A 25,522-nucleotide genomic window follows, 5' to 3' on the forward strand; every position below is an offset into this window, starting at 1 on the left:
TCAACCGGCTCCGCGGTATCGGGCCGATCCGGCCGGCGAGAAAATCCGACCGAGAGAGAGGCCTCGCAATGGCTGCCAAGCCGACAATCGTTCTGGTCCATGGATTCTGGGGTGGTGCCGCGCACTGGGCGAAGGTGATCGTGGAATTGAACCGACGCGGTTATCCGGCGCAGTACGCGGTCGAGAACCCGCTCACCTCGCTGGCCGATGATGCCGAGCGCACCAGGAAGATGGTGGCGCAGATCGACGGCCCGGTGCTGTTGGTCGGTCACTCCTACGGTGGCGCGGTGATCACCGAAGCAGGCGATCTGCCCAATGTGGCGGGCCTGGTCTACATCGCGGCCTTCGCGCCCGACGCGGGGGAGAGCCCCGGTGCGATCAGCGAGCAGTTGCCGCCCGCCGCGTTCGCGAACATCGCGCCGGACTCCGACGGCTACCTGTGGATCGCGCAGGACAAGTTCCACGAAAGCTTCTGCCAGGACCTGACTTCCGAGGAAGCGCTGGTGATGGCCGTGACGCAGAAGGCGCCACTGGGCTCGACGTTCGGTGACACGGTGACCGCGCCTGCCTGGAAGGTGAAGCCCACCTGGTACCAGGTGTCCACCGAGGATCGGATGATCCACCCCGACAACGAGCGGCGGATGGCCGCGCGGATGAACCCGCGCAAGACCATCGAACTCGCCGCGAGCCATGCCTCGCTGGCCTCGCAGCCCGGCGCGGTCGTGGATCTGATCGACGCGGCCGCGCTGGACATCGCGGGCTGACCCGGCTTCGTCGCCGCGCTACTCCGGCGCCGCGCTGATCGCGCGGGAGTAGCGGGCGGCGATCCGGCGCAGGTGCTCGGTCAGTTCGGGGCCGTGCTCGATGTCGAAATCGGTGTCGAGGGCACCGAGGAGGAAGGTCAGGCCGCGCGGGTTGTCGGCGCCGATCTCGAGGCGGCAGGTCTCGGCGTCGATCGGTTCGACGGTGCCGTAGGTGGCGGCCGAGCGCGCCTGTTCGGAGTCGGCGGGGACGTGTAGCCGGATGGTGGCGCGGTAGTGCCACAGTTGCGCGACACCTTTCGCCACGTGTTCCGCGGCGTTGCCGCCCGGGATCTCGCGCGGTGAAAAGCGCGGGCCCACCGGGATTTTCGGTGACATGCGGTCCACCCGGAAGGTGCGCCAGCCGTCGCGGTCGATATCCCAGGCCACCAGGTACCAGCGCGGGCCCCAGGTGACGAGTTCGTGTGGTTCGGTCTCGCGACGGGATTCGCGGCCACCGCTGCGATAGTCGAATCGCAGGCGTTGACGGTCGCGGCACGCGGCCGCGACGGCGGACAACACCGCCGGATCGACATCCACGCGGGCCCGGCCGGGGGTCTGGACGCTCGAGACCTGCATGGCGTGCACGCGGTGCCGCAATCGGGCGGGCAGCACCTGCTCGAGTTTGACCAGCGCGCTGAGCGCGGTCTCGCCGATCCCGCTCACCCCGCTGATCGACGCCGTGCGCAGCGCGATCGCCATCGCGACGGCTTCCTCGTCGTCGAGCTGCAACGGCGGCAGCTGCGCGCCCGCCTCGAGGTGGTAGCCGCCGTCGATGCCCTTCACCGCGCGGACCGGGTAGTCCAGCGCGCGCAGCTTGTCGATATCGCGGCGCACTGTGCGGGTGCTGACATCCAGGCGCGCGGCGAGCTCGTCGCCGGACCATTCGCGCCGCGTTTGCAGCAGGGAGAGCAGCCGAAGTAGCCGCGCCGAAGCTTCTTTCACGAATTCGACTCTGCCAGTTCTATAGGACAGAAGGTGTCCGCTTGTGGTCATACCGTTGTCCTCATGACCAACGAGATCACCCCGTTCCACCTCGACATCCCGCAGTCCGATCTGGACTACCTGCGAGCCAGGCTGACCGATGCGCGCTGGCCTGCCGAGCAGCCCGGCGCCGAGTGGAGTCGCGGTGTGCCGGTGGCGTACCTGCGCGAACTCGCCGACTACTGGCGCACCTCCTACGACTGGCGCGCGGCCGAGGCGGAACTGAACGGGTTCGCGCAGTTCACCACCGAGATCGACGGCCAGCGCATCCATTTCCTGCATGTACGTTCGGCCGATCCCGATGCCACGCCGCTGATCCTCACGCACGGCTGGCCGGGTTCGGTCGTCGAGTTCCTCGATGTGATCGGTCCGCTCACCGACCCCGCGGCCCACGGTGGCGATCCGGCAGATGCCTTCCACCTGGTGATCCCGTCGCTGCCCGGCTTCGGATTCTCCGGGCCGGTCGCCGAGGAGGGCTGGGATCCGGCCCGCATCGGCAGGGCGTGGGTCGAGTTGATGAGCAGGCTCGGTTACGAGAGCTACGGCGCGCAGGGCGGAGACTGGGGCGCGTTCGTCACGCCGGAGGTGGGCCGCGCGGGCGGTGACAAGGTGATCGGCGTGCACGTCAATGCCGCGACCTTCGGGTACATCCCGTTCGGCCCGGTCGCCGACGACGAGAAGGCGACGATGACTCCCGCCGAGCTCGCCCGGCTGGACCGCCTCGCCCTGTTCAAGAGCGAGGGCAACGGCTACTTCAAGATCCAGGCTTCACGCCCGCAGACCCTGGCCTACGGCCTGCACGATTCGCCGATCGGCCAGCTCGCGTGGATCGTGGAGAAGTTCAAGGAGTGGACGTTCCCGGCCGCGGGCCTGCCCGAGGACGCCGTGAACCGGGATCGGCTGCTGACCAACGTGATGCTGTACTGGCTCACCGGCACCGCGGGTTCATCGGCCGCGCTGTACTACGAGGCCACCCACGTCCGCTCCTGGGAGACCACGCCGCTGACCACGCCCGTCGGCGTCGCGGTCTTCGCCGAGGACATCGCGATCCGGCGCTACGCCGGCGCGGACACCGACATCGTGCACTGGTCGGAGTTCGATCGTGGCGGCCACTTCGCGGCGATGGAAGTGCCGGACCTGCTGGTCGACGACATCCGCGCGTTCTTTCGTGGACTGCGCTGAGTCAGCGATCCCAGGGCGCCCGCAGTGACGGGTCGTCGAAGGCCTCGGCCGCGTCCCGGTAGAGCTCGGAGATCCGATGCTTCACCGTGGCGCGGTCGGCTTCGGAGATGTGCGCCTCGTCGAGGCGGGACGCGGCGTTGGTGACCGCGTGGAAGACCCGTGTCGGCTTGCCGTCGATGATGTCGGCGACCGGGAACTTGTAGTCGGCCTCGGTCGCCGGATTGCCACCGGGCTCGCGATACAGGTAGATGCTCGCCAACTTGAGCGCGTCGCCGTCGGCCCACTTCAGTGCGTCGTGTTCGGCCTTCGGGCCGCTCCACTTGTGGTCGCGGGGCGCCCACGGCAGGTCGAGATCGGCGGCGTTGTCGGATGTGGGCGGGACTCGATCATCGGCATGCTGAGCCATGTTTCCTCCTCGAGCGCTGGGTGGCCGAGCTTCGTCGCCGGGCGGGCGCGACATCATGGAGCACTGTTGGCCATGATAGCAATGGGGCCGCTACCAGCGGTTTCTCGGCCGAGCGGGCGGCGCCGACCCCTCGTCGGCGCCGCCGGGTTCGGTCAGCTCAGTGCAGCGAGGCCGCGGCGGTCGATCTTGCCGGTCGGGGTGCGCGGTAGTTCGTCGACGAACAGCACATCGCGTGGGGCTTTGAAACGGGCGAGGTGGGTTTTCACGTAGGTGCGCACGGTCTCGGCGTCGATCTCGCCCGCGGGCACCACGAACGCGGCGAGCCGCTGACCGAATTCCTCGTCGGGCACACCGATCACGGCCGCTTCGGTGATCGACGGGTGCCGGTAGAGCAGGTCCTCGATCTCGCCGGGGAAGACGTTCTCGCCACCGGAGACGATCATGTCGTCATCGCGTCCGTCGATGAAAAGCCGACCGCCGGAATCGAAGTGACCGAGGTCGCCGGTGCTCATCAACCCTGCACGGAGTTGCTTGGACCCGCCACCGGAGTAGCCCTCGAAGGCGATGGTGTTGCCCACGTAGACGGTGCCGACCGCGCCGGGCTCGGTGATCCGGGTGCCGTCGGCGTCGTAGAGCGCGACGGTGATCCCGACCGGAGGTTTGCCCACGGTACCCGGTGCGGCGATCCAGTCTTGCGGGGTCGCGATGGTGGCCGTACCGGTCTCGGTGCAGCCGTAGAAGTTGTAGATCACCGGGCCGAAGGTGTCGATCGCCCTGGTGCCCAACGACGACGGCAACGCCGCCCCGGCGGTGAACACGATCCGCAGGGAGCGGGTATCGGTGGTGGACAAGGACTTCGGGTCCAGATCGAGGATGCGACGCAGCATGGTGGGCACCAGCACGACCATGTCGGCGCGATGCTCGGCGATCTGGGCGAGGGCGCGGGTGGCGTCGAACCGGCCGTGCAGCACGATCGTCGACCCCAGGTTCAGCGAGAGGATGAACTGGGACAGCGCGGTGCCGTGGAACAGCGGCGCGCACAGCAGCACCGTCTGCCCGCGTCGCAGCGGAACCCGGTCGACGAATTGTGCGGCGGCCAAAGGTGATTCGACTCGTCGTGGTGCGCCCTTGGGCGTACCGGTGGTGCCACCGGTGAGCAGGACGAAACCGCCCTGCTGTGCGGGCGCGTCGACCGATGGGACGTCGGAGCGAATCGTGTTGTCCAGCAAGACTATCCGTTCGGGTAGATCCTGAGCCACCGTGGACAGGGCGGGGTCGAGGACGAGTGCGCTGACCCCCTCTCGGTCCAGCACGTCACGCAACTGCGCCGCACCGAATCCGGTATTGAGCAGCACCAGTCGAGCGCCGAGTTTCGCGGTGGCGGCCATGGATTCGACGAGCCGCACTCCGTCGGGACAGAGCACGCCGACCGTGTCACCCGCGTCGAGGCCGTCGGCGTGCCAGGTGGCGGCGAGTGCGTCGGTGCGTTGATCGAGTTCCCGGTAACTGATCCGCTCGCCGTCGCAGATCAGCGCGATGCGCGCGGGTGCGCGTCGCGCCGAGGAACGGATCCCACCGGCGATCGGGCCGAACGCGCGCATGGTGCGGGCGGTGCGCAGGATCTGCGCGGGGTGACGTGGATCGATGATCCCGGCCCGTGCCAGGGCGCGGATCTGGCGTAGCGAGGTCGTGGCGGCGCTCAACATACTCGCGGCCCCGGGTCGGCGCCCGCGGCGACCGCGAGCAGCCACGCGACCGTGCCCAGTTCGGGGACGATCTCGGCGCTGATGTGCTCCGAGAACGGCACCCTGATCATCCGCATGTTCACGCCGCGGGCGCAGTAGTCACCGGCGATCGTGTCGATCGCCAGCTCGGCGGGCAGCAGTTGGTCGGTGGTCGAATGCCACATCAGCAGCGGCATATCGGGGGTGTTCTCGGGTCTGCCGAAACTCGCGGCGGACAGCGCGGGTCGCGCGGCAACCAGCGCGGCCTGCGGATCGGTCAGGTACTGCGCCATCGGGCGGAGCAGGGTGGTCGCCACGGAGGTGTAGAGACAGCGTTCCCGCAGGTCGTCGGCCACCCGGCGGCCTTCCGGAGTCAGGTACTGCTGTAGCTGGGCGTCGAATTCTGGGTATTCGCGGGCCAGTCCGAGCACGGCGAGCCAGCCGGTGAAGTTGGCCTGCGGCTGCTGTCCCGAGATCGCGAACGGGGCGATCGCGACCTTGTCGCCGGGGATTCCGCCCTGCACGCTGCCCTTGATGTCGAGCTCGGGAGCGTAGTGGCGGCGTTGCTCGGCGGCCGAGGCGGACGCGTTGCCGCCTCCGGAATAGCCCCACAGCCCCACCGGCGCGGCGTCGAGCCCGAGTCCGCCGCGCTGGGCCGCGCGGATGCCGTCGAGCACCATCCGGCCCTCGCTCGGCGACATGATCGTGTTCTCCTTGCCGTCGAAATCGGTGACCACCACGGCCGCGCCTGCCGCAAGGAACTGGCTCATGATGGCCACCTCCTTCTGGATGCCCGCGCGCAGGGTGTAGGACGGATTGCACTGCTGACCGAGGCTGTCGATCGCCTCCTGATACGAAATCAGCGGGCGCGCACCGGGACCCGGCCACGGGATGCCCGGCATCAGCACGGTGGTGGCGGTGGCGATCGGGTTGTCGTGCACGTCGGAGCTGCGTAGCAGGAGCTGGGTGGTGTGTACGGGCGCGGGCAGGCCGAGCACGTGAGTCTGTACCACCCGGCTGCGGATCACGTCCCCGTTGGTGTAGCCGGCGAGGTCGGCCGGGTCGGCGTACCAGGGGTCGTGCTGCGGCGTGGGGATAGGCACGACCGCCGGATACACCTGTGCCTCGTTCGGCAGTGGCGGCAGTTCGAAATCCTGGGCGCCCGCCGGACCCCCTGCCGCCAGCGCCGTCATCGCGAGCAGGGGCAGGGCTCGGGCACCGAGCCGTCGGAGCCGGGGCGACCGGCAGGTGGCCGTGCTGCGCTGCATGGCATCTCCTTCGATAGGTGATGCTGATTACAGCACGGCGCCTTGTTGAGAACAAGAGTCCTTGTTTATATTCGGGAATCTGTAGGCTGAGCTGCGTGACGTCGACCGACAAGAGCCAAGTCCGCTCCCGGCGCATCCAGGGCCTGGACGCCGAACAGCGCCGCGCGCGCAGGCGCGAACAGATCCTGGCCGCCGCCTTCGACCTGATCGCCGCCGAGGGCTACGTCAACACCGCGATCGAGCAGATCTGCCAGACCGCCTTCGTCGGCAACAAGGCCTTCTACGAGCTCTTCGACAGCAAAGAGGACTGCTATCTGGCGCTGCTGCAGCAGCAGAGCGAACGCGCGCAGGACCGGGTCGCCACCGCGCTGTCGGAATCCTCGAGCGCCCGCGACGAGGTGGTCGCCGCCGTCATCGGGGCCTTCGCCCACTCGATGGTCGACGACCCCCGCGTGGCGAAGGTGACTTTCGGTGAAGCCAGCGGCATTTCGGCGAAGGTCGAACAGCAGCGGCGCGTCAACCGCCGCTGGGCCGCCCAGTTCCTCGAAACCCTGTGGCGCGAATACGGATTCGTGCCCCCCGAGGGAATCGGCGTCGACCTGCACGCCCTCGCTGTCTCCGCGATCGGCGGCCTGTTCGAAACCGTCGCCGACTGGCTCCACACCGACGCGGGCGCGCAAGGCGACATCGACGTCCTGATCAGAGATCTCACGGCCTTCATCGAGATCGTGCACCTGGGACTGGCCGCCGCCGCGGACCGTTCAGAAGCGTTGCGCCACTGAGTTTCCCGGTGCGGCTGTCATCGGCGAATTCGGATTCGAGGGGATAGCTGAGGGGTGAGGATGCCGGCCCGCGGGCCCTTCAGCGGGGTGGTGGGCCGGCGGGTGGTGGGCCGCCTGGTGCGCCGGTGCCCGAGGGGGGTGAGCCCGGGAAACCGTTGTCGGACTGGGTGTTCTGGGATTTGGCGGCTACGCCGATGGTGAGGGAGACGGACATGCCGGTGGTGGGGGTGCTGGTGACGGTGGCCAGTTCGGCGTCCCAGCCGTCGCCGAAGACGCCGTCGGAGGCGAGGGTGACGCCGGACAGGTTGCGGGTGCTGTTCACGTAGCCGGAGTCGGCGTCGAAGACGGCGGTGCACGCGTCTTGGGGGAGGGCGATCTGGGAGGTGAGGCGGGCGTTGTCGCCCGCGACCGCGGTGGCGAGGGAGTCGTAGACCTCGAAGTGGATGTGTGGCCAGCGACCGGCGTAGCAGGCGGGGAAGATCGAGGTGAACCGTACGGTGCCGTCGTCGTCGGCCACCTGGACGCCGCGCAGGTAGTTCTGTTCGGTGGCGCCCTCGGTGTAGAGGGAGTACCGGCCCTCGCGGTCGCAATGCCAGACGTACACCGCCATTCCGGTGCCTGCCGCGTTCTGCACGAGGTCGCGCAGATTCAGCGTGAGTGTCATCGGAACACCCTGGGCGGTACCGGAATACGTGCCGAAGCTGGTGGTGATATCGGAGCGCACCACACCGGATTCGATCAGGACATTGGGGCCGTTGGAACCGTCACCGGGGTAGGGACCCGCTGTCTCCTGCGGCGCCGCGGCGGGAGTTTCGGCTGACGCGGAGGTGGCACTGTCGGCCGAGCTCGTGCTCGTGCCGGAGCTGTCGGTCGAGACCGCGCAACCCGCCGCCGCTGCCGCGACCCCGGCGACGCCGAGGAAACTCAGTGCTCGCCGCCGTGACATCACTCGAAGGTCGTGCCCCAGTCCCAGATCGTGCTCGCCCATAGCTGCTCCTTCGCTGCCTTGTTGGCGACCACGCTAAGCAGGTGGACTGCGCTGGGACTGCGAACACGCTGGGAGTCAGCTGGGAGTCAATCGGTGACGTAACCGTTGAGGCTGTTGCGCAGGTCGGTGAGGACCGCGCGGGCGGCGGTGAGACCTGTGGTGTGCCAGATCTTGTCGTCGACCGCGAAGACCCGCTTGTCGGTCGAGGCGCCCAGTTCCTCGAACTGGTCGGAGCGCAGAACCTGTTTGCCGTGTTTCTCGCCGTCCGGGCCGTCGAACATCACGTAGATGATGTCGCCTTCGGCTTTGGTGGCGAGGTCGGCTTCGGTGATGTCGAAGGACGGTCCGCGCTGGGCGGTCGGGCGCTGGACGCCGACATCGGACAGGACTTGGGCGGCGAAGGTTTCGGCGCCCTGGACCTGCGTGGTGTCGGCGGTGAAGCGCAGCACCGAGGCCTGGGACTGGCGCGCGTTCAGCGCGGGGCCGAGGTCGTGGGCCTCGGTGAGGTAGTTCTGCAGGGCGGTTTCGGCGGCATCGTTGCGGTTCATCCCCGCGGAATAAGCGGCGAAATCGGACTGCCAGCTGCCGCCCGCGCCGATCAGCACGGTGGGGGCGATCTTGCTCAGCGCCTCGTACCCGCCCGCGGCCGGTGCGACGTCGCCGAGGATCAGATCGGGCTTCAGCTCGGCGATGCGAGCCGGATCGGGCTGACCGATCGGTCCGATGCTGGGCACCTTCACCACGCCGTACCCCAGGTACATCGGCTGCGAACGGTCGCCGTCGAGGGTCACCGCGCCCGCGACCCGCTCCCACAGACCGACCGCGCAGGCCGCGTCGAGCGCCGAGGTGGTGAGCACGACGATGCGTTGCGGGTCGGCGGGAACCTGCGAGGTACCGGCGGTGTGCGTCACCGTTCGGGTGCCGCCGGGGCCCGCGTCGGGCGCACTCGGCAACGGGCACGCGGTCGCGGTGTCGCGATCGGCCCCGACCACGCCCGCACCGGCGATATTCGTGGTGGTGCGGATGATCGTGCTCGCGTCATCGTGCTTGTCCGCGCATCCCGCGGTGAACACGGCGGCGCACAGCAACGCGGCAGCCACGACGACGCCGCGTGAGCGGACGCGCCCGCCCTGCTCTGCGGTGCGACGGAATCGGGTGCGGTTTCGGACGCTCGCCAGCATGCGCACGAGGGTACTGCGTAGCCGGCGGCGCGAATGCCGCGGGCCGAGCTACCGGCGGCTCGCGCGCCGGAAGCCGACGGCGGCGGGCACGGCGAACAACAGGAGCGCGGCGCCGGACCAGGCGAGGGTGAGCAGCAGGGGCACGGCGACAGGACCCTTGTCGGACAGTCCGCGCATCGCGTCGACGGCCACCGACATCGGCTGGTAGCGCACCACCGGCTGAATCCAGGTCGGGAAGGCGACGAGCGGCACGAATCCGGTGCTGAAGAACATCATCAGCGAGGCGAGGATCGTGATGCCCTCGACCAGTGAGGCCTTCGCGCTGTAGACGGCGACGGCGGTGACCATGGTGGCGAAGGCGAGTCCGAACACCACGGGGATCGCCAGGAATACGAGGCCGGCCAGTGGACCGTGGTGGAAGCGGAAGCCGAGCAGGTAGCCCACGATCAGCACCGCCACGGTGCCGAGCAGGATCCGGCAGCCTTCGGCGAGGATGCGCGAGATCAGGCCCGACGCACGATGCACGGGCAGCACCCAGAATCTGGCCAGCAGACCCGCGTCGCGTTCGCGGCCGAGCAGCACGCCGCTCGCGACGGCGCCGGACAGCGCGCCGACGAGGGCGACCATCGGCACCGAGCCGTAGAGGGCATCGTCGCCGGTGAACTTCTCGATCTGACCGCCCACCACGATGTTGAGCATCACCAGCAGCAGACACGGGATGAGCAGGGTCTCGAGCAGCGTCACCGGGTTGCGTGCCCAGCGCACCAGGAGCCGCTCGGTCTGGATCAGCGTGTGCCGCAGCAGCGACACCGCCGAGGTCTCCGATTGTTCTGCCATCAGGCCCTCCTCGAACTCAGCCGGATGGCCACCGGCGCGCAGATCGCCACCATGGCGGCGAGCCAGAGCAGCGACGGGGTCACCAGCGACCAGGTCACCGTCCCGGCGTTGCCCTTGGTGTCACCGGCCAGCGCGCGCAACACGATCGCGAACTGGGAGACCGGTTGATTGCGCACGAACCACTGGATCCACTCGGGGAACTGGCTCGCCGGTGCGAGACCGGTCGAGAGCATGCCGAAGATCAACGGGGGCAGCAGCAGCGCCTGCGAGGTGGCTTCGGGGCTCTTGGACAGCGTGCCGATCACATCCGCGCCGAGGGTGAACGCGAGTCCGATGAGTACCGAGAACGCCAGATAGCCGAGGGTATGCGCGGCGTCGAGCCGGAACCGGAAGCCGATCACATAGCCCGCGGCGATCCCCGCGGCCAACGAGATGAGCAGCCGGAACAGGTTGGCCGACATCCGCGCCGCGACCGGAACCAGCGGGCGCAGCGGCATCGCGCCGAAGCGGCGGTTGAGGCCGGCCACGGAATCGGTGGCCGAGCGGAACGCCGCCGAGATGGCGGTGAACGCGGCGGCCTGCAGGATCACCAGCGGCATCATGTACTGGGCGTAACTGCTGAAACCGTTGCCGGAGAACGTCATCACCGTTTTCAGCGGGATGTAGAAGCTGGCCGTGAAGGCCGCGGGCGCGAGCACCGAGGCGAGGAACTCGCCGGATTTGATCGAGGGCACGATCAGCCGGGTGCTCAGGACCCACCACTGCTGCACCGTCTCCGGTGTCGCGCGCACGGAGGTGTTCCAGGTGATGGCGGTCATGGGGTGGCCGCCGATTCGTCCTCGGTCGAGGCGAGGTGACCGGTGAGCTGCAGGAACACATCGTCGAGCGAGGGTCTGCGCAGGGCGATGTCGACGAGCTCGACCGAGGCGTTGTCGAGTCTGCGCAGGGCCTCGGCGAGCGTCTTGGCACCGTCGGGCGCGGGGATGGTGATGCGATCCGATTCGGGGGTGAGCGCGGCCAGGTTCTCCGCTGGCAGCAGCGAGCCGAGCGCGGCGACGATGGTCGGTAGCCCTTCCAGATCCAGCGGCACGATCTCGCAGTAGCTGCCGCCGGTACGGTGTTTCAGCTCGTCCGCGGTGCCGGAGGCGATCACCACGCCGTGGTCGATCACGATGATCTGGTCGCTGAGCGCGTCGGCCTCCTCCAGGTACTGGGTGGTGAGCAGGGTGGTGATCCCCGCGGTCTTGAAGCTGCGCACCAGGTCCCAGACGCCCTGTCGGCTGCGGGGATCGAGGCCGGTGGTCGGTTCGTCGAGGAAGACGACGTCGGGCCGCACCACGAGACCGCACGCGATGTCGATGCGGCGCCGCATGCCGCCCGAGTAGGTGCCGACGCGCCGATTCGCCGCCTTCTCCAGATCGAATTCGCCGAGCAGTTCCCTGGCCCTGACCTGCGCCGCCGGTTTGCGCAGCCCCATCAGCCTGCCGAACATGACGAGGTTCTCGTAGCCGCTGAGCATGTCGTCGAGCGCGGCGTACTGCCCGGTGAGCATGATCCGTTTGCGCACCGCGGCGGGGTCGGCGACGACGTCGTGTCCGGCGACCACCGCTCGCCCGCTGTCGGGCGTGACGAGAGTGGACAGGATGTTCACCATCGTCGTCTTGCCCGCGCCGTTGGGGCCGAGGATGCCGAGCACCTCACCGGGGGCGGCCTCGAAATCGACGCCGCGCAGCGCGTGCACGTCGCCGAAGGACTTCTCGATCCCTTCGACCACGACACCACCGGTGCGCGGGTTGCTCTGCACGAGAGTGTGTTCGACGCTCATATCCGGTCTCCTGCTTCCAAGTGGTCATCGAGCAGTGGCGAGATGACCGACAGTGCGTAGGGATTGGTCATGTCGTCGTGGGTCACGTCGACGTCGTGGTCGGTGATGTCGCCGGTGACGTAGGGCCGCCAGCCGTCGGGTCCCATCCATTCGGCGGGATCGACCGTGGCGCGGAAATACACGACGTCACCGTGGTAGACCGGGCGCTGATAGCCGGTCCGGGTGCCCGCGGAGGCGTTGTAGGAGCCCGCCATGCGCTCGATGGTGGCCGCGTCGATGAGCTCGACCCCGCCGAGCCGGGCGGTGATGAGCTCGGCCGCTTGTTCGGCGGTCGATTCGGCGGGCACGTCGTCGATGCCGAAGATGGCGCCGAAGGTGTTGATGAAGGCGCCCGGCGACAGGCGCTCGATGGTGTCGCCGTCGATATCGGCGGTGTCGGTGTCCAGCAGCGCCACGACGCCGACCTGCTCGCCCGCTGCCCGCAGTTCCACCGCCATGGCCTGGGCGATGAGCCCGCCGAAGGACCAGCCGAGCAGGTGATAGGGGCCGCTCGGCTGCACCGCGCGGATCTCGCGCACGTAGCGCTGGGCGAATTCCTCGATGGAGCGGGCGGAGGGTTCGCGGCCGCTGAGGTCGGGCGCCTGGAGCCCGTAGATCGGGCGGCCCGGCCGGAGCTGTTCGGCGAATCCCAGGTAGCTCCACGACATTCCGGAGGAGGAGTGGACGCAGAACAGCGCCGGTCGATCGCCGTCGGGGCGGATCGGTAGCAGCACGTCGAGACCGAGTCCGGTCGGTCCGGGCTCCACGACCGCTGCCGTGCGCGCGGTCATGGCGGCGGCTTCGTCGGCCGAGGCGATCTGGGCCGCGGGGGTTTCGGCGAATCGTGCCGCCGCGTCGAGTGCCTCTACCCAGAGGTGGGCGAGTTCGGCGACGTCCGCACGATCCAGCAGCTGTGCCGCGTAACCGAACTCGGCCTGCAGCCTGTTGCCGACGACCATGGCGTTGATATCGATCGGCGACATGATCGGCACGTCCGGATGCTCGGCCGCCTCGAGATCGCCGAGCGCGTCGGTGGGTAGCCAGCCGAGACCTTCGAGGCCGGGCGGAGTGTCGACGGAGGTGTGCCTGCCCAGGTAGTTCACACAGATCTGGCCGGGCAGCCGGGTCGGAAGGTGCTCGGCGGCTTCGGGATTCAGGTAGCGCAGCATGCCGAAGCCGATGCCCTTGTCGGGGACCGCGAGCAGGTCGTGCTTGACCCGGCGGATGGCCGCGCCCATGGCGGGGCCGCCCGCCAGCGCGTCGTCGATGTCGATGTCGGCGAGATCGAGGCGCACCGGGTACAGGTTGGTGAACCAGCCGATGGTCCGCGACAGATCGGCGCCGGGCACGACTTCTTCCTGTCTGCCATGGCCTTCCAGACGCAGCAGCGCCGAACGCTCGTCCACGCCTCTGCGCGCACGCCAGCGCACCAGCGCCACCGCCAGGGTGGCGAACAGCGCGTCGGTGACACTGCCCTGGAACAGGCGGGGCAGGGTGGTGAGCAGCGCTGTCGTGGTGTCCTCGTCGACCTCGATGTCGAGACGGCGGACGGTCTGCCCCTGATCGGTGTCAGGATCGAGGTGACGGGCGCCGAGCAGTGGGTCGGGACCGTGCACCACCGCTTGCCAGTACGGGAGTTCGGCGCGGCGCCGCTCGGAACGGGCCTGCTCGGTCATGGCGTGCGACCAGCGCCGCATCGACGTACCGATGTCCGGGAGGATCGGGGTGGCGCCCGCCGATACCTGGGCCCAGGCGGCGATCAAGTCCTGCACCAGGATGCGCCACGACACGCTGTCGATCGCGAGATGGTGCGCGACGATGATCAGGCGACCGGGCCCGGGGTGCGCGCCGGCGTCGCCGACCGGATCCAGCCACACGAACTGCAGGACGACCCCGTCCGCCGGATTCAGTCGGTTCATCGCGGAGTCGAGCTCGGTCTGGGCGTATTCGCGCAGCTCGATCGGGTCGATGGCGGCGTCGAAGGCCGTGCGGTGCACCAGTGCGTCCACCTCGACCGACCCGGGGTCGGCCACGCGCAGCCGCCAGCCGTCCTCGGCCGCCCACAGGTGGGCTCGCAGCATGTCGTGCCGGTCGATCACGGCCGAGACAGTGGCGACGAGTTGCGCGCGCTCGATGCCGACGGGCAGTTCCAGCACCGCGGTCTGGGCGAACCGGTCGAAATCGCCGCCGCGTTCGACCATGTAGCGCACGATCGGGGTCAGCGGCAGGTCACCGGTGCCCCCACCGGGCAGTTCGGCGAGTGCTTCCACCGTCTCGGCGGCGTCGACGGCCGCGCCCAGCGCCGCTACCGTGCGGTGTTCGAAGACCTGCAACGGCGTGCAGTGCACGCCGCGCAGCTTCGCCTGGCTGACGAGCTGGATGGCGAGGATGCTGTCGCCGCCGAGGGCGAAGAACGAATCGTCGATGCCGACCTGTGGACGGCCGAGCAGTTCGGCGTAGACCTCGGCGAGTACCAGTTCGGTCGGTGTCTCCGGTGCGCGGTACGGGGTGTCGTCGGTGACGAACACCGGCTCCGGCAGCGCTGTGCGGTCGAGTTTGCCGACCGCGTTGATGGGGATCTCGTCCAGCACCACGAAAGCGGCGGGCACCATGTACGCGGGGAGCGTGTCGGCGGCGAGGGCGCGGATGTGCGCGATGTCGAGGTCGGCGCCGGGCACGCGTACCAGGTAGGCGGCGAGGGCGGTGGCACCGGTGGGGCCCGCAACGCCCAGCGTCACAGCGAAATCGACGCCGTCGATGGCGCCGAGCACCGCGTCGATCTCGCCGAGCTCGATGCGCTGGCCGCGCACCTTGACCTGGAAGTCGGTGCGGCCGAGATATTCCAGCGCCAATCCGGTCGGTGTGTCGGTGGGGCCTGCGGTGCGAGTCCACCGCACCAGGTCGCCTGTGCGATAAAGGCATTCGCCGGGACCGCCGAAAGGATTGGCGATGAATCGGGCTGCCGTCAAGCTCGGCCGCGCGTGGTAGCACCGCGCGAGCGCAGTGCCCGCGAGGTACAGCTCACCCGCGACGCCGACGGGTACCGGGCGCAGGCGGTCGTCGAGGACGAGTGCGGACGCACCGCGAACGGGAGCGCCGATGGTCACCGGCTCCGTAGCGGACAACGGCGCGGAACCTGTTGCCCAGATGGTGTATTCGGTCGGGCCGTACAGGTTGACCATCGTCCGCCCGCCTGCGCCGCCGCACCAGCGCGCGACGAGATCGGGGCCGACCGCCTCACCCGCGACCGCGAGCACCCGCAGGCTCGACACGTCGGCGGGATCGATGGTGGCCAGTGCCGACGGCGTGATCACCATGTGGGTCACCTGCTCGGCGGCGATCAGTTCCGCGAGGGGGGCGCCGCCGAAGACATCCGGCGGGGCGATCACCGAGGCGCCGCCGCAGCCGAAGGCCATGAGTGCCTCGAAGATCGACGCGTCGAAGCTCGGCGAGGCCACCTGCATCACCCGGGCGTGTTCGTCGAGGGCGAGATCGGTGCGCTGGGAGGCGACCAGGTCGGCCAGGCCACGATGGGTGACGGTGACGCCCTTCGGGGTGCCGGTGGAGCCGGAGGTGTAGATCATCCACGCCGGGTTCTCCACCCTGATCGGAACCGGCAGTTCCGCGGGGGTGAGGTCAGCGTCGTCGGTGTCGGCCATGCGGGTGGCGAAGCCGGGGTCGTCGAGGATCAGCCAGCGGGTGGTGTCGGACAGCTGCGGCCGGTACTCGGCGAGGGTGATTCCGACGCGCGCGCCGGAATCGGTGAGCATGTGGTCGATGCGGTCCGCCGGATGTTTCGGGTCGACCGGCAGGAACGCCGCGCCCACCTTCGCCGCGGCCCAGATGCCGACGTGGAGCTCGACACATCGTGGGAGGCCGAGGGCTACCACAGATTCCGTGTGCGCTCCCGCCTCGATGAGCATCCTGGCCAACTGATTCGACCGGGCATTCAGCGCGCCGTAGGTGATCGCGCCGGATACCTGCGCGGGTTGTGCCGCGTCGTCGGCGGATGTGGGCTCGGTCGGGGAGATGGTGCCGGTGACCGTGGTGGCCTGGGTCGCGGTGGCCGTCGCAGTGTCGGCAACCAGCGCCGGTCGGTCGGCGAAGGTCGCCGCGGTGGCGGTGAGCAGGTCGGCCAACGTCGTGGTGCCCGCGGTGGAGGGGCCGTGGACCGGAACGAGTTCCGCGCGTTCGGATTCGGCGAGGAGGTCGATATCGGCGAGGCGGATGTCGATGTCGCTGAGGACGGTGGCGAGCACCTGCCGCCATCGGGTCGCGAACGAGGTGACGGTGGCCGCGTCGAACAGGTCTGTCGCGTAGGTGAGGACACCGTCGATGCCCACCGGGCCGGTCTCGTCGAACCGTTCGCGCAGGTCCAGGGTGAGGTCGAAGGCCGAGGAGCGGCGGTCGAAGTCCTCGACTTCGAAACACAGTCCGGGTAGTTCGAGTACCGGTTCGATGAAGTTCTGCAGCGACAGCGACACCTGGAACAGCGGGTGATGGGCGGTCGACCGGGTGGGGTCGAGTGCCGCGACGAGCTGCTCGAACGGTACGTCGGCGTGGCCGAAGGCGTCGAGGTCGGTGTCGCGGACGGTGGCGAGCAGCTGCCGGAACCCGGTGCCGGGGTCGACCGGCGTGCGCAGGGCCAGGGTGTTGACGAACATGCCGACGAGCTCGTCCAGCGCGGCCGCACCGCGACCCGCGATCGGCGTGCCGATGACGACATCGCCGGTACCGCCGAGCCGGGCCAGCAGCACTGCGAGGGCGGCGTGGACGACCATGAAGACGCTGACATTGTTCGCGGCGGCGAAGTCGATCAGCGCACGGTGGGTCTGTTCGTCGACGGTGAAGTCGACATCATCGCTGCTCATGGTCTGCACCGCCGGACGGGGGCGATCGGCGGGGAGTTCCAGCGCATCCGGTGCGCCCGCGAGTGTCTCGCGCCAATACCGGATCTGCTGTGCTGCAACGGACTCCGAATCCGTGGCGCTGCCGAGAAGCTCGCGATGCCACAGCGCGAAGTCCGCGTACTGCACCGTGAGCGCAGGCTGCGTGGGTGCTGAACCCGACACCCGCGCCGAGTAGGCGGCGACCAGGTCCGCCGCCAGCGGGGCCATCGATGCGCCGTCTGCGCTGATGTGGTGTACGACGAGGACGATGACATGTACTGGCACAGGGTCTTCGGATCGATGAGCATTGTGGGGTCCGGTCTCGGCTGGGCGACTGTTGAGGCGGAACAGGCCGACACGCAGTGGTGCCTGACGGGTGAGGTCGAAGCCGGTGCCTGCCAGTTCGTTGATCTGCTCACGCAGTGGCGCGCCGTCTTCGGTGTCGAGCAGCGGCATCGGCGGAACCGCGGTGTCGATGCCGACGACGACCTGACGCGGGCCCTCGGCGTCGGCGGGGTAGCGGGTGCGCAGGCTCTCCTGCCGTTCGACCACGTCGGCGAGAGCGCGGCGCATGGCTTCCACATCGAGGGTTCCGGTGAGGCGCAGGGCGATCGCGATGTTGTAGGCCGACGAGTCGGGGTCGAGTTGATTGAGTACCCACATACGCTGCTGGGCGGGGGACAGCGGGATGCGGTCCGGGCGCAGGCGGGGAGCCAGCGCGGGCAGGCCCGGACTGCCCTCGGCCGCGGGGACGACCCGCGCCGACAGCTGGGCGACGCTCGGCGCGTCGAACAGGTCCCGCAGAGCGATGGTGGAGCCGAGCGCCGAATTGACCCGGGCGACAACCTTCGTCGCGCTCAGCGAGTTGCCGCCGAGTTCGAAGAAGGACTGGTCGACGCTCACCCGTTCGCTGCCGAGGACATCGGCGAACACCACGGCCACAGCCTGTTCGATCGGTGTGCGCGGTGCGAGATAGGACTGCTGGGTGGCCGAGAAGTCCGGTATCGGCAGGGCTTTGCGGTCCAGTTTGCCGACCGGGGTGAGCGGGATATCGTCCAGGACAACGACATAGGCGGGCACCATGTATCCCGGCAGTTCCGCCGCGACCTCGGCGCGCAACCGTTCGGTGTCGAGCGCGACATCCGGCACGGGAAGCACGTAGGACACGAGCACGGTGGCGCCCGCCGGTCCTTCGCGCCCGATCGTCACCGCGTAGTCGACCTCGTCGTCGCGCGAGAGCACCGCGTCGATCTCGCCGAGTTCGATCCGCAGGCCGCGGATCTTCACCTGGAAGTCGCTGCGGCCCAGGTATTCCAGGGTGAGCGCGGCGTTCTCGCCCGTGACCCAGCGCACCATGTCGCCGGTCCGGTACATCCGTTCCCCGCCGACGCCGAACGGGTTGGCGACGAACCGGCTCGCTGTCATCTCGAACCGGTTGAAGTAGCCGCGCGCCAGCGCGGGCCCGGCCAGATACAGCTCACCGGCGATGCCGACCGGCACCGGACGCAACCAGCTGTCCAGCACCACCAGTGCCGCACCGCGAATCGGTCCGCCGATGGTGACCGGCTCGCCGGGGAGCAGTTCGGCGGGACCGGTCGCCCAGATGCTGAACTCGGTGGGGCCGTACAGATTCACCATCCGCCTGCCCGCGGCCCACTTCTCGATGAGCTCGGGGGTGGCCGCCTCACCGGCCACCGACAGCACCCGCAACTCGGTGAGATCGGTGGGCTCCATCGTCGCCAGCGCCGACGGGGTGATCACCGCGTGGGTGACCCGCTCGGTGCGCAGCAGCGTCTCGAGTTCGCCGCCGCCGTAGACCTCCGGCGGTGAGACCACCAGGCGTCCACCCGCGGCGTGCGCGGTCAGCATCTCGAAGACCGAAGCGTCGAAGCTGGGGGAGGCGACCTGGAGTGCGCTGGAGGTGGGGTCCAGCGCCAGGGTTTCGCGCTGGGTGGCGACGAGATTCGCGATGCCGCGATGGCTGAGCAGAACTGCCTTCGGCTTGCCGGTGGAACCGGAGGTGTAGATCAGGTAGGCCGTGTGGTCGATATCGAGCGGGCCGCCGCGTTCGGCGTCGGTGATCGGTGCGTCGGAGACCAGCATGGCGCGGCGCATGGTGTTCAGGTCGTCGAGCAGCAGCCAGTCGATGGACCCGGGCAGGTCTTCGCCGGTGGCCGTCACAGTGACGCCGATCGGGGCCTTCGAATCGGAGAGCATGTGCTCGATCCGCTCCACCGGATAGCTCGGATCCAGCGGGACGAAGGCCGCCCCCGTCTTGGCCAGCGCCCACACGGCGACCACCGATTCCAGCGACCGGGTGAGCGCGAGCACGACGAAGATCTCGGGCCCGATCCCGCGGCGGAGCAGGACCCGGGCGAACCGGTTGGACCAGGCATCGAGGTCGCCGTAACTCATCCGCAGCTCGCCCGAGCTGACCGCGATCGCAGTGGGATCGATGCGCGCGCCGGCCGTGAGGATGTCGGGCAGCGTGCGCATCGGCAAGGGCGGTGGCCCGTGGACCGGTGCCAGCGTGGCCAGTTCCGCGTCGCTGCAATTTCGCAGTTGCGAGACCAGGGCGTGCGGATTCTCGGCGAGCTGGGCGAGCACCCGGACGAACCGGTCCAGGAGTGTCTGTGCCGCAGCGGGTTCCAGCTGATCGGCCATGAACTTCACCGTGATGCGCAAGGCGTCGCCCGCACCGGCCTCGCCGCGCAGCGGAATCACCATCAGGTTCAACGGGTACGGCGTGGCGTCGGTGCCCTCGACATCGAGCACCCGCATGCCCGCGATGTCCAAGGCCTGCGACAGCGCCTCCCGATCGATGGGGTAGGACTCGAAAACAGTGAGGGTGTCGAACAATTCGGCCAGCCCGGCAACGCGGTGGATGGCGGCGAGGCCGACGTGCTGGTGGTCCATGAGCCGCGCCTGCTCGGCCTGCACACGGGCCAGCAGGTCGCAGACCTTCTCCGACGGATCCAGCGTCACCCGCACCGGGACGGTGTTGATGAACAGCCCGACCATCTCTTCGACACCGGGCAGCTCCGGCGGCCGGCCGGACACCGTGGCGCCGAACACCACATCGGTGCGACCGGTGAGCATGGCCAGCAGCAGCGACCAACCGGCCTGGACCAGCGTGTTCACGGTCGCACCCGCTTCTCTGGCCGCGGATTCGAGTACCGCGACCGTGGCGGAGGACAGATCGTGCGAGAGCATCGCGGTCTCGGTCGACTCGATGCCGACGAGGGTGGGGACGGCGCGGGTCGGCGTGTCGATCCCGGCCATGGCCTGTTTCCACGCCGACAGCGACGCCTCCGCATCCTGGTCTCCGAGCCAGGACAGGAAGTCGCGGTAGGACGGGGCCGGCGGCAACATCGACGCGTCGCCCGCGGTGACGTACAGGGTGAGCAGCTCCCGCACCAGCAGCGGCGTCGACCAACCGTCCAGCACCAGATGGTGATTGGTCATGACGAGCCGGAACGTTTCCTCGCCGGTCCTGACCAGGGTGAAGCGGAGCAACGGGGGCCGGGTCAGGTCGAAGCGGGTCAGCGCGTCGAGCTCGATCACTCGATCGAGCTCGCGAGCTCGCTGGTCTTCGTCGGCGATCCCGGTGAGATCTACTTCTTCCCAGCGGATCTCGGCGGCGGACAGGACGAGTTGACGAGGGCCGTCGTCGGTCTCGACGAAGGCCACACGCAGGTTCTCGTGCCGGTCGACGAGCGCCTGCGCGGCACCGCGCAGCCGGGTGGCGTCGACCGTGCCCGCGAGGGTGAGCAGCGATTGGACCGTGTAACCGTCGGCGGTGTCGGAGTCGTAGAGCGCGTGGAAGAGCAGGCCGTATTGCAGCGGCGAGAGCGGCCAGACGTCGGTGAGCGTCGGGTAGGCGTGCTCCCAGCGCTCGATCTGCGGCTGATCGACCGTGACGAGCGCGAAATCCGAGGGAGTGCGGCCACCCGCGTCGCCGGTTGCGGCATGGGTGACGAGTGCCCGCAGGGCCTGCGACCACAGCGCTGCCAACTCGCGCACGTCGGCCTCGTCGAGCAGTCTGCTCGCGTAGGCCCAGGTGACTTCCAGTCCGGCATCGGTCAGCACCGCGTTGATGTCGACGACGGCGGCCAGCGGGGCCCGGTCGTCGTTGGTCGCGGCGAAGCGCCGCGGTACCCAGGGATCGTCGCCGGTCACCGCCCTGCCGAGATAGTTGAAGCTCAGCTGGGGTGTCGGCGCGTCAGCCAGCGCCGCGGCGGACTCGTCGTTCAGATAGCGGAGCAAGCCGAAGCCGACACCGCGATCGGGGACCGACCGCAACTGCTCCTTGGCTGCCTTGATCGCCGAACCCGCCGCACGGCCACCGGCGAACGCGTCGCCGAGATCGATCCCGGTCAGGTCGAGCGCGACCGGGTACACGCTGGTGAACCAGCCGACCGTGCGCGCGACATCGGCGCCGGGCAGCAGGGATTCGTCGCGGCCGTGGCCCTCCAGCGTCAGCAGGGCACCGGTCCGGTCACGCCATCGGCACACGGCCATGGCGAGCGCGGCCAGCAGCACATCATCAGCGCCGCAATGGAACTGTTCGGGCACGCCGTGCAAGACGGCCTGCGCGACATCGGAAGGCACCGTCGACTGCCACTGCGCCATCGTGGCGACCACGTCGAGGGCGGGGTCGAAGGCGCAGGGGACCGAAACGGTCTCCGCCACCGAGTCGGACAGCTCGGAGCCGGCAGCCGGCGAGGCGACCTGCGCGGTGTCGCCGGACCGATCGGAAGTAGCCGAGGTGGCCCTCGCGCTGTCGGCGCTCCGACGGCCGGTGCGGGCGAACGGCGGGTCGGGCGTGGCCAGGATTCGCTGCCAGATCGGCAGTTCGTCGAGACGTGTCGCGGCGTTCTCGGGCTGGCCGTGCGCCCACCGGCGGAAGGAGGTGCCGACCTGGTCGAGCGCGCCGCCGAAGGACGCGGTCGCCAAGTCCGGCAACAGGATTCGCCAGGATATGCCATCGGTGACCAGGTGATGCAGGACCAGCCAGCACAGTGGGGCGGCGTCGGCGCGTTCGATCAACACGAACCGGGCAACGACGCCCGCGGTGGGATCGAGCAGGTCCGCGGCGTTCTGCAGGGCGCGCTCGACCGTGTCCTCGGTGTCGGCCCGGGTCACCTCGATCAGATCCTCGGCGTCGACCGAACCACGCTCGGCCACCACCCATTCCCAGCCGTCGGCGGTCGGTCGCAGTGACGAACGAAGGAGATCGTGGTGCTCGAGCAGGACCTGTAGCGCCGCCGCGAGCCGGAGACGGTCGAAACCGTCGGGCAGCCCGATCAGGACGGCCTGCCCATAGCGGCCCCAGGTGTCCGGGTGCTCGACCATCGCGTGCACGATCGGGGTGAGCTCTACCGCGCCGACCCCGCCGCCGGGCAGCTCGTCCACCACGGGTACCTGGGTGTCGTCGGCGACAGCGGCCAGCGCGGCGACCGTCTTGCGTTCGAAGACGTCGCGGGCGCTGAACGAGATACCGGCGGCCTTCGCCCGCGAGACCAGCTGGATCGACACGATGCTGTCGCCACCGAGCGCGAAGAAGCTGTCGTCGACACCGACGGTGTCGAGTCCGAGCACCTCGGCGAACAGGGCTGCCAAGGCTTCCTCGCGCGGCGTGGACGGTGCCCGGCTCACGACGGTGCGGGCACCGAAGTCCGGTGCGGGCAATGCCTTTCGGTCCACTTTGCCGAGCGGTGTCAGCGGCACCCGGTCGAGCACCATCACGACGGCGGGCACCATATAGGCCGGAAGCGTCTCGCCGACAGCGGCTTTGACCGCCTCGGGATGGACATCGGCACCCGGTTCGGCCGTGACATAGGCGACGAGCGCGGTGGCGCCGGTCGGCGACTCGACACCGAGCGTGATCGCGAAGTCGATCTCGGGAAGCCGCTGCAACGCGGCATCGATCTCGCCGAGTTCGATCCGGTAGCCGCGCACCTTCACCTGGAAGTCGCTGCGCCCCTGGTATTCCAGGGTGACACGGCCCTCGGTGTCGGTCCAGCGCACCAGATCGCCGGTGCGATACATCCGGTCGCCGGGTGCGTGCGGATTCGCCACGAACCGGCTCGCGGTCAAGCCGCTGCGCCGGTGGTAACCGCGCGCGACACCGGGGCCCGCGAGGTACAGCTCACCCACGGTGCCCGCCGGTACCGGACGCAGCCACGGGTCGAGGACCAGGCCGGAGACGCCACCGACCAGGCTGCCGATCGTCACCGGGGCGCCGGGCACCAGTGGTTCGCTCAGGGTGGTGGTGATGGTCGTTTCGGTGGGGCCGTACCCGTTGATCAGCGAGCGACCGGCCCATTTCGCCACCAGTTCCGGCGGGCACGCGTCACCGCCGACCACGATCGTGCGCAGGTCGGGCAGCGTCACCGGGTCGAGTGAACCGACAACCGCCGGGGTGACGTTGAGATGGGTGACGCGGTGGGTGCGCAGCACGTGCGCCATGTCCTCACCCGCGTAGGCCGACGGCGGGACCACCGCGAGGGTGGCACCGGCGGCCAGGGTCACCACGATCTCTTCGACCGAGATGTCGAAGCTCGGCGAGACCGCATGGGCGACAACAGAGTCCGGTTCGACCCCGAACCCGGCTCCCGAACTCGCCGCGAGGTTCGCCAGGCCGCGATGCGAGACCAGCACACCCTTGGGCAGTCCGGTCGACCCGGAGGTATAGATGACGTAGGCGACCTGATCCGGCGCGATCGCGGCAGTGCGGTCGGCATCGGTGATCGGCGCGGGGTCATGGGTGGCGAGTTCCGCGGTGGTGGCCGCGTCGTCCAGCGAGAGCCAATCGACCTTGTCGGGCAGGGACTTTCGTACCTCGTCGACCGTCAAGCCGGTGACGACCCCGCTGTCGTCGATCATGTGCTCGATGCGATCGTCGGGGTAGGTCGGATCGATGGGCACGAACGGCGCACCGGTCTTGGCCACCGCGATGGTGGCGAGCACGGACTCCGCGGACCGCGGAATCGACAGTGCTACCGCGTGTTCAGGCCCCGCACCGGCGGCGATCAGCAGACGGGCCAGGCGATTGGTGTAGTCGTCGACCTCGCGATAACTCAGTGTGTCGTCGGCCCCCCAGCGCAGCGCCACCGCGTCCGGGTCGAGCGCGGCGCCCGCCGCGAGGATCTCGGGCAGGGTGCGCGTCGCGACGCCGGCCGGGCCGCGCGCGGGCACCGAGGCCGCCTGCTCGGCCTCCGAGAGAACGGGCACCGTCGACAGCGGGGCGTCCGGTCCGGCGACGAGGAACCGGTGCAGGAACAGCAGGAATCGTTCGTGATGGCCCGCCAGGTCGGCGTCGCTGTACAGGTTCGCGTTGCCCTGCAGGTCGATGTGGGTGCTCTCGCCGCCGACGCCCGGGTACAGGTTGACGAACAGGTCGTCGATCAGGCCGGAGGTGAGCACGTGGAGCCGCCCGACGACCGGGCCCAGCGCGATCTTGGTGTCCACCATCATGAGATTCACGGCGGGACCGAACGACGCCGCCTCGTCCATCGCCCAGCCGAGATCGCGGACGATGTCCTCCTGGCGGTAGCGCTGGCGTCGCAGCGCACCGGTCAGCTCGCTCTGCACGGCGAGAATCGCCGCCCCGACGGTGGTGGTGGGGTCGAGTCGCACGCGCAGCGGCACGACATTGGCGAGCATGCCGCCCGAACGACGCAGGGTCGCCGAGGTCCGTGCGGAGACCGGCAGGCTCAGCACCACTTCCGGCGCGCCGGTCATCGCGGCGAGATAGGCGCCGAAGGCCGCGACCACGGTCGGCGCGACACCCGAATTCACCGAGGCCGCGACCGAATCCAGCAGGGCTCCGGTCTCGGCGGGCAGCGCGCCCGATACCCGGTTGGGGTGGGCGTCGACCTCGGCATCGCGGCCGGCGAGCGTCACCGGGTCCGCCAGCGCGGCCAGGTGCTCGCGCCAGTATTCGCGGTCGGTGGTGAAACGGCCGGAGGTGCGGTACGCCAGATCGGCATCGACGATCTTCTGCAACGGCTCGGCCTTGGTGGCCGGCGGCTCACGGCCGTCGAAGGCGGCGTTGTAGAGCTCGCCGACGCGCTGTACCAGCGCCAGCGCGCCCATCCCGTCCAGCACGATGTGGTGCATGCGCGCGTACCAGAACCAGCGATCCTCGGCGACACGCAGCAGGGCGATGCGGACTAATCGGTCGTGCATCACATCCAGGGGTGCGGTGTACTCGGCGCGCATCCACGCGTGCGCGGCCGCTTCCGGGTCGGGGCGGTCACGCAGATCCAGTTCGGCGACGTCGTCGTCGAGGGTCAGGTCGACGACCTGATGGGGGTGGCCGTCGATATCGACCAGCCGCAGATAGCCGGTACCGAATTCACGACCGGTCCGCTGGACCGCGTCGATCAGCAGCGCGAGGTCGACCGCGCCGGACAGCTCCACGTACTGGGCGATGGAGATAGGGGTATCGCCCGCGATGTGCTGGGCGAACCAGATGCCGCGCTGGGCGGCCGACAGGGGAAATGGGCCTTCGGGTGCGACGGCATCCGACGCATGCGAAGAGGACTGGATCATGAGCGAACCTGCGTTCTCATGTCTGGAGCTGGGCGTTCACCTCTGGTTCCCGACCGTC

Annotated in this window: 13 protein-coding genes; 3 read left to right on the forward strand and 10 right to left on the reverse strand. The window is 69.3% G+C overall.

Translation table 11 applies throughout. The features are described from left to right. Nucleotides 1-68 precede the first annotated feature (68 nt). Nucleotides 69-764, forward strand: coding sequence for an alpha/beta hydrolase (locus ACFTS5_RS20575; protein ID WP_378633194.1), 696 nt, complete (start codon nucleotides 69-71; stop codon nucleotides 762-764). Nucleotides 765-782: 18 nt separating this feature from the next. Here ACFTS5_RS20575 and ACFTS5_RS20580 read toward each other — a convergent pair whose 3' ends face one another. Beyond that, nucleotides 783-1,745, reverse strand: a complete 963-nt coding sequence (locus ACFTS5_RS20580; RefSeq protein ID WP_378633196.1) for a helix-turn-helix transcriptional regulator — start codon at nucleotides 1,743-1,745, stop codon at nucleotides 783-785. Nucleotides 1,746-1,808: 63 nt separating this feature from the next. Between ACFTS5_RS20580 and ACFTS5_RS20585 the strand changes: the two genes are divergently transcribed. Continuing rightward, a complete protein-coding gene (locus tag ACFTS5_RS20585; RefSeq protein WP_378633199.1) occupies nucleotides 1,809-2,966 on the forward strand; it encodes an epoxide hydrolase family protein in 1,158 nt (385 codons plus the stop codon). Between the two features lies 1 nt (nucleotide 2,967). Here ACFTS5_RS20585 and ACFTS5_RS20590 read toward each other — a convergent pair whose 3' ends face one another. The 3 genes from ACFTS5_RS20590 to ACFTS5_RS20600 form a co-directional block, all read right to left on the reverse strand. After that, nucleotides 2,968-3,372 carry a hypothetical protein gene (locus ACFTS5_RS20590; protein ID WP_378633201.1) on the reverse strand — a complete coding sequence of 135 codons (405 nt, stop codon included), beginning with the start codon at nucleotides 3,370-3,372 and terminating at the stop codon, nucleotides 2,968-2,970. A gap of 152 nt (nucleotides 3,373-3,524) precedes the next feature. Further along, nucleotides 3,525-5,078 (reverse strand): AMP-binding protein, encoded by a 1,554-nt coding sequence (locus ACFTS5_RS20595; RefSeq protein WP_378633204.1) that lies wholly within the window; start codon nucleotides 5,076-5,078, stop codon nucleotides 3,525-3,527. Next, nucleotides 5,072-6,364, reverse strand: coding sequence for a lipase family protein (locus tag ACFTS5_RS20600; RefSeq protein ID WP_378633206.1), 1,293 nt, complete (start codon nucleotides 6,362-6,364; stop codon nucleotides 5,072-5,074). The genes ACFTS5_RS20595 and ACFTS5_RS20600 overlap by 7 nt, the downstream gene beginning before the upstream one ends. A 95-nt stretch (nucleotides 6,365-6,459) precedes the next feature. Between ACFTS5_RS20600 and ACFTS5_RS20605 the strand changes: the two genes are divergently transcribed. Next, nucleotides 6,460-7,146 (forward strand): TetR/AcrR family transcriptional regulator, encoded by a 687-nt coding sequence (locus ACFTS5_RS20605; RefSeq protein ID WP_378633209.1) that lies wholly within the window; start codon nucleotides 6,460-6,462, stop codon nucleotides 7,144-7,146. A 79-nt stretch (nucleotides 7,147-7,225) separates the two neighbouring features. Here the strand turns inward: ACFTS5_RS20605 and ACFTS5_RS20610 are convergent, their stop codons facing one another. The 6 genes from ACFTS5_RS20610 to ACFTS5_RS20635 all read right to left on the reverse strand — a co-directional run bounded on the left by ACFTS5_RS20610 (nucleotide 7,226) and on the right by ACFTS5_RS20635 (nucleotide 25,464). Beyond that, nucleotides 7,226-8,134: a dioxygenase gene (locus ACFTS5_RS20610; protein WP_378633211.1), complete on the reverse strand. Its 909-nt coding sequence runs from the start codon at nucleotides 8,132-8,134 to the stop codon at nucleotides 7,226-7,228. 86 nt (nucleotides 8,135-8,220) lie between these two features. After that, nucleotides 8,221-9,315: an ABC transporter substrate-binding protein gene (locus ACFTS5_RS20615; protein ID WP_378633213.1), complete on the reverse strand. Its 1,095-nt coding sequence runs from the start codon at nucleotides 9,313-9,315 to the stop codon at nucleotides 8,221-8,223. A 48-nt stretch (nucleotides 9,316-9,363) separates the two neighbouring features. After that, nucleotides 9,364-10,152, reverse strand: a complete 789-nt coding sequence (locus tag ACFTS5_RS20620) for an ABC transporter permease (RefSeq protein ID WP_378633216.1) — start codon at nucleotides 10,150-10,152, stop codon at nucleotides 9,364-9,366. Next, complete coding sequence (locus ACFTS5_RS20625) at nucleotides 10,152-10,970, reverse strand: ABC transporter permease (RefSeq protein WP_378633218.1); 819 nt, start codon at nucleotides 10,968-10,970, stop codon at nucleotides 10,152-10,154. Before ACFTS5_RS20625 ends, ACFTS5_RS20620 begins: the two co-directional genes overlap by 1 nt. Next, nucleotides 10,967-11,977, reverse strand: coding sequence for an ATP-binding cassette domain-containing protein (locus ACFTS5_RS20630; protein WP_378633221.1), 1,011 nt, complete (start codon nucleotides 11,975-11,977; stop codon nucleotides 10,967-10,969). Before ACFTS5_RS20630 ends, ACFTS5_RS20625 begins: the two co-directional genes overlap by 4 nt. Beyond that, nucleotides 11,974-25,464 (reverse strand): amino acid adenylation domain-containing protein, encoded by a 13,491-nt coding sequence (locus ACFTS5_RS20635; protein ID WP_378633223.1) that lies wholly within the window; start codon nucleotides 25,462-25,464, stop codon nucleotides 11,974-11,976. Before ACFTS5_RS20635 ends, ACFTS5_RS20630 begins: the two co-directional genes overlap by 4 nt. Between the last annotated feature and the right edge of the window lie 58 nt (nucleotides 25,465-25,522).

The sequence above is a fragment of the Nocardia sp. NPDC056952 genome (genome assembly GCF_042674185.1).
Classification (GTDB): Bacteria; Actinomycetota; Actinomycetes; order Mycobacteriales; family Mycobacteriaceae; genus Nocardia.